This window comes from Pseudomonas sp. ICMP 3272 (assembly GCF_001466905.1).
GTDB classification, from domain to species: domain Bacteria; phylum Pseudomonadota; class Gammaproteobacteria; order Pseudomonadales; family Pseudomonadaceae; genus Aquipseudomonas; species Aquipseudomonas amygdali.
In genome coordinates, this window is record NZ_LKEK01000063.1 from 25671 (window position 1) to 39479 (window position 13809).

Here is a 13809-nt window from a genome sequence, read left to right on the forward strand (position 1 = left end):
GCCGCCGCACCACAGGCGAACGGGCGCGAAACAGGCCTTTGCAAAACACCGCGACACGACGGTGTGCCTGCTTTTCCAGGATGACTCTCACGCGCTGAACACCCGTCTTCACAGCGCCTGATGGAGGACTTACATGCCGAACATAACCGTTACGTCGCTGCTGGCCATGAAGCAGAAAGGTGAGAAAATCACCATGCTGACCTGCTACGACGCAACTTTCGCCCACACGGCCTCCCGGGCCGGTGTCGAAGTGCTGCTGATAGGCGACTCGCTGGGCATGGTCCTGCAAGGCCACGACAGCACCCTGCCCGTCACGACCGCCGAAACCGCGTACCACGTTGCGTGTGTGAAACGCGGTAATCAGGGCGCGATGATTCTCGCCGACCTACCGTTCATGGCCAACGCCACGCTGGAGCAGACCCTCATCAACAGCGCGACGCTGATGCAGGCAGGTGCGCACATGATCAAGGTCGAAGGCGCAGCATGGCTGGCCGAGTCGATCCGTCTGCTGGCAGAACGCGGGATCCCGGTGTGCGCGCACATGGGCCTGACGCCGCAGGCAGTCAACGTACTGGGCGGCTACAAGGTTCAGGGTCGACTGGAAGCACAGGCACGGCAGATGCGTGCCGACGCGATCGCGCTGGAACAGGCGGGCGCAGCGATGATCCTGCTGGAGTGTGTGCCGAGCGAACTCGCCGAAGAAATCACCCAGGCGGTGAAAATTCCGGTCATCGGTATTGGCGCAGGCAGCGCTACCGACGGCCAGGTACTGGTGCTGCACGACATGCTGGGCCTGTCCATCAGCGGGCGCGTACCCAAATTCGTGAAAAACTTCATGACCGGTCAGCCCGATATCCAGTCGGCTATCCGGGCCTACGTGGCCGCGGTCAAAGACGTCAGCTTTCCGGCAACTGAACACGGATTCTCGGCATGAACACAGTAAAGACCGTACAGGAACTGCGTGCCGCCGTTGCGCGGGCACGCAGCGAAGGCAAACGGATCGCGTTGACCCCGACCATGGGCAACCTGCACAGCGGCCACGCCGCACTGGTCGCCAAGGCGGCCCAACGTGCCGACTTCGTGGTCGCCAGCATTTTCGTCAATCCGCTGCAGTTCGGCCCCAACGAAGACTTGGCCACTTACCCTCGCACCCTGGCGGCCGATCAGGAAAAACTTCTGCAGGCCGGGTGCAACCTGCTGTTCACCCCAAGCGTCGAGGAAATATACCCGCACGGCATGGCCGACCAGACACTGGTCAGCGTGCCACACCTGTCGCAAGGCCTGTGCGGTGCGAGCCGTCCCGGCCATTTCGAGGGCGTTGCTACGGTCGTCAGCAAGCTTTTCAACATGGTGCAGCCAGACCTGGCGATTTTCGGCGAAAAAGACTTCCAGCAACTGGCGGTGATTCGCGCCATGGTCCGTGACCTGAACATGCCGATCCAGATCATCGGCGAACCTACCGTGCGTGCCGACGACGGTCTGGCGCTGTCCTCGCGTAACGGTTATCTGAATGACGCTCAGCGCGCTGCGGCGCCCGCGCTGTATCAGGCCATCCGCCAGACCGCCGACGCGATCAGCGCAGGCGAGCAGGATTTCGACGCGCTGCTGACGAGCAAGAAGCAGCAACTGGAGGCAGCCGGTTTTCGTATCGATTATCTGGAAATACGTGACGCCACCAGCCTGCGTCCGACCACTGCCGAAAATCGCGACGTGGTCATCCTCGCCGCCGCATTCCTGGGTAAAACCCGCCTGATCGACAATCTGCACCTGACCAGAAGCTGACGGGATGCGCCGGGGCAATGAACTAAGCCACACCGGCAATGCCATACCGGTACAGGTTGCCTGAACCACAACCGACAGCATTTGAGCGCAAGCCCCGGCTTCTTGTGTGCGAAAAAGTACCGGGGTCATGTAAGGCGAGGCGCAGACAAACGGGTACGCGAAGGGTAGTCTGCTATGTATAGCCCGTGAGAAAGCTTGCGACCTCGCCCCAAGAATATCCAAAGACAGAACCAGTTAAAGGAAACCCGCAGCGATGGCGTACTACCGCAATCCTTCCGATGTGACCGCTCTGCCCGCCTGGCAAGCGTTGAGCAAACACCGCCAGTCCATGCAGAATTTCAGCATGCGCGAAGCGTTCAATTCTGATCCGCAGCGCTTCAGCCAATTCACCCTCAGCAGCGCCGGTCTGTTTCTCGACTACTCCAAAAACCTGATCACCACCGAAACCCGTGATCTGTTGGTCAGCCTGGCGGGCGAAGTGAACCTCAAGGACGCCATCAAGGCTCAATACGATGGCGAGCTGGTCAACTCATCCGAAGGTCGCCCGGCGCTGCACACCGCTCTGCGCCGGCCGGTCGGCGACAAGTTGAAAGTCAACGGCGTCGATGTGATGCCAGACGTACACCGCGTACTCAATCAGATGACCGAACTGGTCGGCCGAATTCACGACGGTCTGTGGCGCGGTTACACCGAAAAGCCGATCACCGACGTGGTGAACATCGGCATCGGCGGCTCGTTCCTCGGCCCGGAGCTGGTCTCCGAAGCGCTGGTGGCCTACGCGCACAAAGGTGTCCGTTGCCATTACCTGGCGAACATTGATGGCAGCGAGTTTCATGAACTGTCGATGAAAATTCGCGCCGAGACCACGCTGTTCATCGTCTCGTCGAAGTCCTTCAACACGCTGGAAACCCTGAAAAATGCTCAGGCTGCACGCGCCTGGTATCTGGCGCAGGGCGGCTCCGAAGTTGAACTGCATCGCCACTTCATCGCGGTTTCCAGCAACAACGCCGCGGCCGTAGCCTTCGGCATCCGTGAAGAAAACATCTTCCCGATGTGGGACTGGGTTGGCGGTCGCTATTCGCTGTGGTCGGCTATCGGCCTGCCTATCGCGCTGGCTATCGGCATGTCCAACTTCAAGGAACTGCTGTCCGGCGCCTATACGATGGACCAGCATTTCCAGAGCGCCCCTTTCGAACAGAACATGCCGGTTCTACTGGCGTTGCTGGGCGTCTGGTACGGCAACTTCTGGAACGCACAAAGCCACGCGATCCTGCCGTACGACCACTACCTGCGTAACATCACCAAACACTTGCAACAACTGGACATGGAGTCCAACGGCAAAAGCGTCCGTCAGGACGGTACGCCGACCTCCACCGACACCGGCCCGGTCATCTGGGGCGGCGTAGGTGCCAACGGTCAGCATGCTTATCACCAGTTGCTGCATCAAGGCACACAGATGATTCCGGCCGACTTCATTGTGCCGATCGTCAGCTTCAACCCGGTTGCCGACCATCACCAGTGGCTGTACGCGAACTGCCTGTCACAAAGCCAGGCTCTGATGATGGGCAAGACCCGCGCCGAAGCCGAAGCCGAGCTGCGCGAGAAGGGCATGAGCGAGGAAGAGGTGCAGAAACTGGCACCGCACAAGGTCATCCCCGGTAACCGCCCGAGCAACACTCTGGTGGTCGAACGCATCAGCCCGCGTCGTCTTGGCGCACTGGTGGCGATGTATGAGCACAAGGTGTTCGTGCAGAGCGTGATCTGGGGCACCAATGCCTTTGACCAATGGGGCGTGGAACTGGGCAAGGAGATGGGCAAGGCCGTGTACCAGCGTCTGACCGGCGGCACCGAAGAGCCGGCTGACGATGCATCGACCCAAGGCCTGATCAACTACTTCCGCGGCCGTCACCGCGGCTGATTTGTCCCGCTCATGACATCGTTCCCACGCTGCGCGTGGGAATGCCGTGCGTGACGCTCTGCGTCATAAAGAGGACGCAAAGCGTCCAGAACTGCATGCCGACGCGGAGCGTCGGCACGATAGTCAGCCAGGCGATGGAGCGCTACGCGCTTCGAACGAGCCTCAGTCAGCTTTATCCAAGCCCTCCCGATGCACGAGCACGACATGGAATTCATCCGCACCCGCATCGAAACCCAGGTCATCAGCCTTACCGGTCTGGCCCTGGGCCAGCTGGATCTGGAGAACCCCAAGGGCGACCCTGGTCTGTTTGGTCCTCAGGCAGTGTGCTGGAAGGTACACGGCGATTTCACCAGTATGCTGGTCGGCGGCATCAGCGCCTTGATGCTGCAGGCTTTGCACCCGCTGGCACTGGCGGGTATCTGGGACCACTCCAACTTTCGTCAGGACATGCTCGGCCGCCTGCGGCGTACCGGGCAGTTTCTGTCCGGCACCACCTACGGCTCCACGCGAGATGCCAACTGGCTGATCGACAAGGTGCGCAACATTCACCTCAATATCGTCGGCACCGCGCCCGATGGCCGGCCGTATGCCGCCAGCGATCCGGACTTGCTGACCTGGGTGCATGTGGCCGAAGTCAGCAGCTTTCTCGCAGCCCACTTGCGCTACCTCAACCCGGATATGTCGCTCGCCGATCAGGACGCCTACTACGCTGAAACAGCGCTGGTTGCCGAACGGCTCGGGGCAGGTAATGTTCCGCGCTCACGTCAGGCCATCGCTGATTATCTGGCAGACATTCGCGGGCAACTGGTTTGTGACGAGCGTAGTCACGAAGTGCTGCGCCTGCTGCTTGATGCCCCTGCGCCCAACTGGCTGGCCAAGCCTTTCGGTGTATTGATGATGCGTGCCGGTATCGACTTGCTGCCGGACTGGGCGAGCGAAATGCTCGACATTACCCAAGGCCCCTTGCAGCGCCGGATAATCCGCCTGGGCGTCAACAACACCGCGCCCATTTTGCGTTGGGCCGTGCAGGACGGATCAGCGCAACGTGCCAGACGCCGCATGGACGTTACGTAAAGGTTTTCGGCAAAACGTGACCGAGCGGTTCACGGTTGGAACCTGCCTGCCTATCTGTGCCACCATGAGCCCTCAATAACAATGAGGATCAGCACCATGCAGGACGTCGTTATCGTCGCCGCCACCCGTACCGCCGTCGGCAGTTTCCAGGGTTCTCTGGCTGCCGTTGCTGCTGTAGATCTTGGCGCTGCAGTCATTCGCCAACTGCTGGCGCAAACCGGCGTGGACGGCGCGCAAGTCGATGAAGTCATCATGGGCCAGGTGCTGACCGCCGGCGCAGGCCAGAACCCGGCGCGACAGGCTGCCATCAAGGCGGGCCTGCCCTTCTCCGTACCGGCCATGACCCTGAACAAGGTCTGCGGCTCGGGCCTCAAGGCACTGCACCTGGCGACCCAGGCGATTCGCTGCGGTGATGCCGAAATCATCATTGCTGGCGGCCAGGAAAACATGAGCCTGTCCAACTACGTACTGCCGGGCGCACGCACTGGTTTGCGCATGGGCCACACCAGCATGGTCGACACCATGATCACTGATGGTCTGTGGGATGCATTCAATGATTACCACATGGGCATCACCTCCGAGAACCTCGCACAGCAGTACGACATCAGCCGTGAAGCCCAGGATCAGTTCGCTGCCCTGTCTCAGCAAAAAGCGATTGCGGCCATTGAAGGCGGACGCTTTGTCGATGAGATCACTCCGATCCTGATCCCTCAGCGCAAGGGCGAGCCGTTGTCCTTCGCCACTGACGAACAGCCCCGCGCTGGCACCACGGCTGAAACACTCGGCAAACTCAAACCTGCGTTCAAGAAGGACGGCACCGTCACCGCCGGTAATGCGTCTTCGCTCAACGACGGTGCCGCCGCCGTGATGCTGATGAGCGCGACCAAAGCCGAGCAGTTGGGCCTGCCAGTGCTGGCGCGCGTCGCCGCGTACGCCAACGCAGGTGTCGACCCGGCCATCATGGGCATCGGCCCGGTCAGTGCAACCCGGCGCTGCCTGGACAAGGCTGGCTGGTCGCTGGACGAACTGGATCTGATCGAAGCCAACGAAGCCTTTGCCGCACAGTCGTTGTCGGTCGGCAAGGAACTGGGGCTGGACCCGCAAAAGCTCAACGTCAATGGTGGTGCAATCGCCCTTGGCCACCCGATTGGCGCGTCAGGCTGCCGCGTGCTGGTGACGCTGCTGCACGAGATGATCAGGCGCGATGCGAAGAAGGGCCTGGCCACGCTGTGCATCGGCGGCGGCCAGGGGGTTGCCCTCGCGCTGGCACGCTGAGGGCGCTTACGATCGTAATCAGGCGCCTGCGGGCGCCACTTCCATGTCCACCGGCTCCGGACGCTTGATCAGCGCGTAGATCACGCCGGTCAGCACGCTACCGGCGATAATCGCCAGCAGATACAACAGCGCATGGTTGATGGCGTTGGGGATCAGCATCACAAACAGGCCGCCGTGTGGCGCCATCAGTTTGCAGCCGAAGTACATCGACAATGCACCGGTCAGCGCGCCACCCACGACACTGGCCGGAATCACCCGCAACGGGTCCTTGGCGGCAAACGGAATGGCACCTTCGGAAATAAAGCACAGCCCCAGCACGAACGCCGCCTTGCCTGCCTCTCGCTCGCTCTGGGCGAACTTGCGGTGGGCCAGGATCGTGGCGATGCCCATACCGATGGGCGGCACCATACCGGCTGCCATGGCAGTGGCCATCGGCGCGTAGCTCTGGGACGCCAGCAGACCGACGGAGAACGCATAGGACGCCTTGTTGATCGGCCCACCAAGGTCGACGCACATCATTGCACCGAGCACCACGCCCAGCAGGATGGCGTTGGTGGTGCCCATGCTGTCGAGGAAGTGAGTCAAGGCTTCCAGCATGCCCGCAACCGGCTTGCCGACCACGTAGATCATCACCAGACCGGTGAACAGGCTCGACAGCAACGGGATGATCAGAATCGGCTTGAGCGCTTCGACGCTGGCTGGCAGGCGTGCATAGCGGTTGATCGCCGCAGCACTGTAACCGGCCAGAAAACCGGCAATGATACCGCCAATGAAGCCGGCACCCAGCGTACTCGCCAGCAGGCCGCCGATCATGCCAGGCGCAAGGCCCGGGCGATCAGCAATCGAATACGCGATGTAACCGGCCAGCAATGGAACCATGAGTTTGAACGCAGCTTCCCCGCCGATCTGCATCAAGGCCGCCGCCAGCGTGCCTTGCTCTTTGAACGCGGTAATGCCGAACACAAACGACAGGGCGATCAACAGACCACCTGCCACCACCATCGGCAGCATGAACGAAACACCGGTCAGCAGGTGCTTGTACACACCTGCCTTTTCTTGCCTGGCAGGTGATTTGGCAGCAGCCTCGTCGGACTCGACCTGGCCTTCTGCCAAGGCTTTTTTCAACGTTGCTTCGGACTGCTTGAGCGCGATCCCGGTGCCACAACGGTAGATTTTCTTGCCGGCAAAACGATCAGTATTGACCTCGATATCCGCGGCCAGCAACACCACGTCGGCCTCGGCAATAGCCTTGGCGCTGAGCGGATTGCGCGCGCCGACCGAGCCCTGGGTTTCGACTTGCAGGTCGTAATTCAGACGCTTGGCCGCTTGCTGGATCGCTTCGGCAGCCATGAACGTGTGCGCAACCCCGGTCGGGCAGGCTGTGATCGCAACAATGCGCGGCTGCGCACCGGCACCCTCGGTTGCTTGAGGCGTGACCGCCTCAGACGCCGCATGCACCTGCGCTTCTCGCTCGGCGCGTTGCAGAAAACCGTCGACGTCCTGCAACGCATGGGCAGGCGAATCCTGAAACAGACGTTTGCCGACAAAGCGGCTCAAATCCACCGGACCGGTATTGACCACCAGAACAAGGTCGGCGGCTTCGATGTCCTGGGCGGACAACTGCTGGTCCGACTTGTTGGGATCGATGATTTCGACGCTGGTTTCCCAGCCCTGGCGCAATGCCGCCGCTTCGAGCAATCGTGCGCTGAGTACGCTGCTGACCTTGCCGTTCGGGCAGGCCGTAACTATGGCTAACTTCATGACGATCCTCTCTTATTGTTCTGAAAGGCTGCGTACAGTGACGCCGCCTTCAAGCCGTTTGAGTTGCGCGGCATCGGTGATACCGAAACCGATCTGGGTCACTGCCATGGCGGCAATCGCCGTAGCGGTGCGCAAGGTCTTCTGTGGCTCGTGAGCGCTGATCAGCCCGTGCACCATGCCGGCCAGAAGCGAATCACCAGCACCTACCGTGCTGGCCACCGTGACCTTGGGCGGCAGCGAGTGCAGCGCCACACTCGGACTGAACCAGTGCACGCCTTCAGAGCCTTGAGAGATCACCACATGCTCGATGCCCTGCGTGTGCAGGCGAGCAGCCACTTCGGCTTGCGCGGCGATGGAAATGATCGGTGCGTCGAGCGCATCGGCCAGTTCTTCGGTGTTGGGCTTGATCAGCCACGGCCCGGCGGTAAGACCGGCGCGCAGGGCCAGGCCGCTGCTGTCCAGTGCTACTTTCAGACCAAGGTCCTTGAGCATCACCAATAGTTTGTGCAGCCACTCCGGCGTGACACCACGCGGCAGGCTGCCAGCAACGACCACAACGTCGAAACCTGATGCAATCTGTTGCACACGGGCGAACAGCGCTTGCTGTGCCTCTTCACTGACCTGCGGGCCAGGGCCGTTCAGGTCGGTGATGCGGCCACTGCCTTCGGCCAGCTTGATATTGCTGCGGGTTTCTCCCGGCACGCGGACGAACTCGTCAACAAAGTTGCGACGTTCGAACAACGCCTCGAACGCTTGCTGGTTGTCGACACCGAGAAAACCGGCAACAGTCAGGTCATGACCCAGGTCAGCCAGCACCTGCGCCACATTCAGGCCTTTGCCCGCTGCGTGAGTGAGCATTGCATTGCTGCGGTTGACCTGACCCAGCTCCAACTGGCCCAACTGCACAGTCAGGTCCAGCGCCGGGTTCATGGTCAGGGTAAGAATCTTAGCCATTACACAGCCTCCACAAGCGCGCGGACTTCAGCAGCGCTGCCCGCCGTCAGCGCATTTTGCGCCAGTTGTTGCGCGCTGCTCAGGGTCAGCTCACGCACGCACGCCTTGACCTCGCCAATGCTGCGCGCCGATACACTCAATTCATCCACGCCCAGCCCGACCAGAATCGGCACCGCCAGCGGGTCGGCGGCCAGTTCGCCGCACACGCCCACCCATTTGCCGTTGGCATGCGCAGCACGCACGGTCATGTCGATCAGTTGCAGCACCGACGGGTGCAGGCCGTCAGCCTGGGCCGACAGCGTCGGGTGACCACGGTCGATGGCCATGGTGTATTGCGTCAGGTCATTGGTGCCGATGCTGAAGAAGTCCACTTCCTTGGCCAGCACCGGGGCGATCAGCGCCGCCGATGGTACTTCGATCATGATCCCCAGTTGCAGGTCGCTGACCGGAATTTCCTCGCGCAACCGCTCGGTCATTTCCCGCGCCTGACGCCACTCTTCAAGCGTGCCGATCATCGGGAACATGATGCGCAACGGGCCGCTGTCTGCCGCGCGTAACAGGGCGCGCAGCTGGCTTTCCATCACATCCGGGCGTTGCAGGGTCAGACGGATACCGCGTACGCCAAGGAACGGGTTTTCCTCTTTGGCGATCGGCCAGTAAGGCAAAGGTTTGTCGCCACCCACGTCCAGCGTACGCACCACCAGCGGACGGCCGCCCAGATCAGTCAGCACGCGACGGTATTCAGCTTCCTGTGTCGCTTCATCGGGGGCCTGGGAGTGCGCCATGAACAGCAGCTCGGTGCGCAACAGGCCAACGCCTTCCGCGCCCTGCTCCACAGCCGCTGGCGTCCCGGTGCTGTCACCGATATTGGCGAACACTTCGACGGCATGCCCATCACGCGTCACAGCAGGCTCCATACGCGCTGCCGCTGCGGCCTTGAGACGCTCTTCGCGGGCATCGCGGTCCTCAGCGGCGCGCTGCAGGGTTGCTTCATCAGGTGCGACGGTCAGCCGCCCGCGCTGGCTGTCGAGCAGCAGCACGGTGCCGGGCTTGAGCAGCAGCACTTCGTCACCGGCACCGACCAGTGCGGGAATGCCCAGCGCACGCGCCACGATGGCACTGTGCGCGGTCGCGCCGCCACGGGCGGTGAGGATGCCAGCGACCTGCGCCGGGTCCAGACGGGCTACGTCGGATGGGCCGACTTCGTCCATCACCAGAATGTAAGGTTCGTCCGGGGCTGCGACGGTTTCGACGCCGCAGATCTGCGCCAGCACGCGCCGCCCCACATCACGCAGGTCGGCGGCACGCTCGGCCAGCAGCGCGTCCTGCAGTTGTTCCTGCTGAACGGCAGCGGTCTCGATGACCGTGGCCCAGGCCGCAGCCGCGCTTTCGTCGTTGTTGAGGCGCGCCTCGACTTCGTTGGTCAGTTCCGGGTCTTCGAGCATTTCCTGGTGGGTGATGAAGATTTCCCGGATGGCCTTGGACTTGCTGCGCTGAATGAGGTTCTCGATGTCGCTGCGGACTTCACCGATCGCCTTGTGCAGACGCTCGCGTTCGGCAGCCACAGACTCACCCTGCTGCGGATAATCAAAGCTTTGCAGCACCTGAACGTGGGCCGGGCCGATAGCAATGCCCGGCGAAGCAGGCACGGCCTGCAACACGCTACCGGCAGCCGGGGCGTTGAGCGGCTTGGCTACAGCAGCAGGCGCTGGCGCAGCCTGAGCCTCTGAAGCAACGGGCAACGGTTCGACTTCTTCACCCAGGCCCTGCTCCACTGCGGCGATCAGGGCAGGCAACGCGTCATTGGCAATCGTCGGTTCGGCAATGAACTCCAGCGTCTGACCACGGCGGGCGCCGAGGCTGAGCAGCTTGCTCAGGCTCTTGGCCGACACCGCAGATTCGCCGCTTTCCAGCACGCGCATGCGGATCTCGCCGTCAAACTCCTTGGCCAGTTGCGCCAGTATCTTCGCCGGACGGGCGTGCAAGCCGTGGGCGTTGGCCAGCTGGACACGCTGGGTCGGCCATTCGGCAGGCACTTCGCCGCCCAGAGCTTCCAGCACAACGCGACTGTTGGTGGCGTGGCCCAACTCATGGCCACGGCCTTCGATCAGCAACAGGCACAGGCGCTCCAGCAGCGCCTGATGCGCCTCACCCAGACTGGCGAGACAGAACAAACCGGTCAGCGGCTGGCCCAGATAACGGATAGGTTTGTCCGGCGTGACGAACGCCAGACCAGGACGTTTGACCGTTTGCTCGCTGTGCAGCCACCACAGGCCATCACCCAGCGACAACGCTTCAACCTGCTGCAGCACGGCAGCGAAACCGTTGCTCACGCAGTCGGCTTTGCGCAGCAGGCGTGCGCCGCGCCAGACCAGTTCTTCAAAATCGTCGGCCGATACGCCGAGGCTGATCATCTGTGCGTCGAGCGCCAGTTCCTGAGGTGCGCCCTGCAGCAGTTTGAGCAGATCTTCCGGCGTCTTGGCTTCACGCAGCGCCTGGCCCAGATCCTCTTCACCCAATGCGCGGGTCAGCAGTTGCAGCAGACGCAAGTGCTCATCGGACTTGGCCGCAATACCAATCGCCAGATAGACCATTTGCCCGTCGCCCCAGTCCACCCCTTCGGGGAACTGCATCAGACGCACACCGGTGGTGACCACCAGATCGCGGGTTTCGGGGGTACCGTGCGGGATGGCGATGCCCTGACCGAGAAAGGTCGAGCCCTGCTGCTCACGGCTCATCAGCCCGGTGAGGTAGCCCTCGGCAACCAGGCCATCAGCGACCAGGTGGTCGGCAATCAGCTTAAGTGCGGCAGTTTTATCCACAGCCGACCGGGCCATGGATATTTGCTCCAGAGTGAGTTCGAGCATTGCCTTGACTCCTGTGCAGCGCCAAGGCGCCACCTGATTCTTGTTTTAATGACGATCACGTGATCGACAGCTTGGGGGGATGCAAGTGATGCTTGTCCGGACATCGTATCGGACATCACTTTCATCTAGATTGCAGCAGACAACAGGCGTGCTGAATCGTTTAATCTACAATTGCCCGGCACGTTACTCGATTCTGAGGATTCATTGAAGCCCAGTCGGTCTGATCACTGTGGGACACTTCCCAAAATACTTGAAGCACATGGGAATTTCCTACGGTCTGGTGTAAAGATCATCGTCATAGCAAAAATAATTCGACTGTCCAGAGCCACTTACCTGACTAAAGGAAATTTCGGGGTGAAACTGAGCGATATTGCACGTCTGGCAGGTGTTTCTGTCACTACGGCCAGTTACGTGATCAATGGCAAGGCCGAACAACAACGCATCAGCCCGGCAACGGTCGAGCGCGTCAAGGCAGTGGTCGAGCAACATGACTTCCGACCCAACCCGCAAGCGGCGGGCCTGCGCAGCCGTCATAGCAAAACGCTGGGCTTCATCCTGCCGGACCTGGAAAACCCCAGTTATGCGCGCATCGCCAAATTGCTTGAACAGGGCGCACGCAGTCTCGGCTATCAACTGCTGATTGCCAGCTCCGATGACGACCCTGTCAGCGAACTGCAGCTCTTACAGCTTTTCCGTGCACGCCGTTGCGATGCGCTACTGGTCGCCAGTTGCTTGCCACCTGATGACGACAGCTACCGCGACTTGCAGCTCAAAGGCATGCCGATCATCGCCATCGACCGGGAAATGAATCCCGAATTTTTCTGCTCGGTGGTCAGCGACGACCATGACGCGAGCCTGCAACTGACCCGCAGCCTGCTGCAAACCCGACCGCGACACATCGCCCTGATCGGAGCACGTCCAGAGCTGAGCATCAGTCGCGCGCGTGCCGCAGGCTTCGAACACGCACTCGACGGTTTTACCGGAGCCACCATCATCGAGCACGGCGAAGCGTTCAGCCGTCAGTGTGGCCAGCGTTTGATGACCGAGATGCTACAGCGTGAGGGGCATTTTCCCGATGCGCTGATCACCACGTCCTATGTGCTGCTGCAAGGCGTGTTCGATGTGCTGCAAAGTCAGGCACTGCAATCGACTCAACTGCACCTGGGCACCTTCGGCGATACACAACTGCTGGACTTCCTGCCGTTGCCCGTCAATGCCATGGCCCAGCAGCACCAGTTGATCGCCGACACGGCGCTGCAACTAGCCCTGGCCGCTATCGAGAAGGATACTTATCAGCCTGGCGTGCATGCCATTGCACGCGCCTTCAAGCAACGTATTCACGAGGTGTGAATGTGACGCTGATCGATACCCACACCCACCTGGACTTTGCGGACTTCGATGCCGACCGCACTCAGGTCCTGGATAGCTGCCTGTCACTCGGCGTGCAGCGCATCGTGGTGCTCGGCGTGTATCAGCGCAACTGGCAGCGGCTGTGGGCGCTGACCGAAGCCAACCCTGCCCTGCATGCAGCTTTCGGGCTGCATCCGGTGTACATCGATGAGCACCGGGCCGAACACCTGAACGAGCTGGCGGGCTGGCTGACGCGTCTGCAAGGCCATCCGCAGTTGTGTGCAGTGGGCGAGATCGGTCTGGATTATTACGTCGAGCATCCGGACAAGCCACGTCAGCAGGAGCTCTTTGAAGCACAACTGCAATTGGCATCAGACTTCAACCTGCCCGCCCTGCTGCATGTGCGCCGCAGTCACGCTGACGTAATTGCCGCCCTCAAACGCCACAAACTCAAACGCAGCGGCATCGTTCACGCCTTTGCAGGCAGTCGTGAAGAGGCGCGTGAATACATAAAGCTGGGCTTCAAACTGGGCCTTGGCGGCGCAGCGACATGGCCGCAGGCGCTGCGCATGCATCGTGTCATCGCCGAGCTGCCGCTGGACAGCGTCGTGCTGGAAACCGACTCACCGGACATGGCACCTGCCATGCACCCCTACATACGCAACAGCCCGCAGCACTTGCCTGAGATTTGCCAAGCGCTCGCCGACCTGATGAAGATCCCCTCGGAGCGCCTGGCCCAGGCGAGCACCGAGAATGCCTGCGAGCTGTTCGGCTGGCCTCGTACAGCCAGCGCCTAAGTCAAAATCGTTGGGTCAACACTGCTGAGCC

Annotated in this window: 10 protein-coding genes; 7 read left to right on the top strand and 3 right to left on the bottom strand. The window is 61.4% G+C overall.

Translation table 11 applies throughout. The annotated features are described in order from the left end of the window. Positions 1 to 133: 133 nt before the first annotated feature. From panB to AO068_RS17620, 5 genes are all read left to right on the top strand, one after another. Positions 134 to 934 (top strand): 3-methyl-2-oxobutanoate hydroxymethyltransferase, encoded by an 801-nt coding sequence (gene panB / locus AO068_RS17600; RefSeq protein WP_058408998.1) that lies wholly within the window; start codon positions 134 to 136, stop codon positions 932 to 934. After that, positions 931 to 1782, top strand: a complete 852-nt coding sequence (gene panC, locus AO068_RS17605) for a pantoate--beta-alanine ligase (protein ID WP_058400365.1) — start codon at positions 931 to 933, stop codon at positions 1780 to 1782. The genes panB and panC overlap by 4 nt, the downstream gene beginning before the upstream one ends. 253 nt (positions 1783 to 2035) lie before the next feature. Continuing rightward, the gene (gene pgi, locus AO068_RS17610; protein WP_004658628.1) at positions 2036 to 3700 is read left to right on the top strand and encodes a glucose-6-phosphate isomerase; all 1665 of its coding nucleotides are present in this window, start codon (positions 2036 to 2038) and stop codon (positions 3698 to 3700) included. A 204-nt stretch (positions 3701 to 3904) separates the two neighbouring features. Beyond that, on the top strand, positions 3905 to 4774 hold the full coding sequence (locus AO068_RS17615) for an oxygenase MpaB family protein (RefSeq protein WP_058408999.1): 870 nt from the start codon (positions 3905 to 3907) through the stop codon (positions 4772 to 4774). 96 nt (positions 4775 to 4870) lie between these two features. After that, positions 4871 to 6049, top strand: coding sequence for an acetyl-CoA C-acetyltransferase (locus AO068_RS17620; RefSeq protein WP_058409018.1), 1179 nt, complete (start codon positions 4871 to 4873; stop codon positions 6047 to 6049). 18 nt (positions 6050 to 6067) lie between these two features. Here the strand turns inward: AO068_RS17620 and AO068_RS17625 are convergent, their stop codons facing one another. Genes AO068_RS17625 through ptsP form a run of 3 tightly spaced genes read right to left on the bottom strand, consistent with a single transcriptional unit; the run spans position 6068 to position 11631 of the window. Beyond that, the gene (locus AO068_RS17625) at positions 6068 to 7810 is read right to left on the bottom strand and encodes a PTS fructose-like transporter subunit IIB (RefSeq protein ID WP_058409000.1); all 1743 of its coding nucleotides are present in this window, start codon (positions 7808 to 7810) and stop codon (positions 6068 to 6070) included. A gap of 12 nt (positions 7811 to 7822) precedes the next feature. Then, complete coding sequence (gene pfkB / locus AO068_RS17630; RefSeq protein ID WP_002552049.1) at positions 7823 to 8764, bottom strand: 1-phosphofructokinase; 942 nt, start codon at positions 8762 to 8764, stop codon at positions 7823 to 7825. Further along, a complete protein-coding gene (ptsP, locus tag AO068_RS17635) occupies positions 8764 to 11631 on the bottom strand; it encodes a phosphoenolpyruvate--protein phosphotransferase (RefSeq protein ID WP_058409001.1) in 2868 nt (955 codons plus the stop codon). The genes pfkB and ptsP overlap by 1 nt, the downstream gene beginning before the upstream one ends. Before the next feature lie 354 nt (positions 11632 to 11985). Here ptsP and cra point away from each other — a divergent pair, with 354 nt between their 5' ends. Together cra and AO068_RS17645 are read left to right on the top strand one after the other, a co-directional pair. Beyond that, positions 11986 to 12981, top strand: a complete 996-nt coding sequence (cra, locus tag AO068_RS17640; protein WP_054077618.1) for a catabolite repressor/activator — start codon at positions 11986 to 11988, stop codon at positions 12979 to 12981. Then, positions 12978 to 13778, top strand: coding sequence for a TatD family hydrolase (locus AO068_RS17645; RefSeq protein ID WP_058409002.1), 801 nt, complete (start codon positions 12978 to 12980; stop codon positions 13776 to 13778). Before cra ends, AO068_RS17645 begins: the two co-directional genes overlap by 4 nt. Positions 13779 to 13809: the final 31 nt, after the last annotated feature.

Excerpts from the sequence above, each read along its gene's own strand:
- panC (WP_058400365.1), top strand. The coding sequence starts at position 931 with ATGAACACAGTAAAGACCGTACAGGAACTGCGTGCCGCCGTTGCGCGG.
- pgi (WP_004658628.1), top strand. The coding sequence starts at position 2,036 with ATGGCGTACTACCGCAATCCTTCCGATGTGACCGCTCTGCCCGCCTGG.
- ptsP (WP_058409001.1), bottom strand. The coding sequence starts at position 11,631 with ATGCTCGAACTCACTCTGGAGCAAATATCCATGGCCCGGTCGGCTGTG.
- AO068_RS17625 (WP_058409000.1), bottom strand. The coding sequence starts at position 7,810 with ATGAAGTTAGCCATAGTTACGGCCTGCCCGAACGGCAAGGTCAGCAGC.
- panB (WP_058408998.1), top strand. The coding sequence starts at position 134 with ATGCCGAACATAACCGTTACGTCGCTGCTGGCCATGAAGCAGAAAGGT.
- AO068_RS17615 (WP_058408999.1), top strand. The coding sequence starts at position 3,905 with ATGGAATTCATCCGCACCCGCATCGAAACCCAGGTCATCAGCCTTACC.
- AO068_RS17620 (WP_058409018.1), top strand. The coding sequence starts at position 4,871 with ATGCAGGACGTCGTTATCGTCGCCGCCACCCGTACCGCCGTCGGCAGT.
- pfkB (WP_002552049.1), bottom strand. The coding sequence starts at position 8,764 with ATGGCTAAGATTCTTACCCTGACCATGAACCCGGCGCTGGACCTGACT.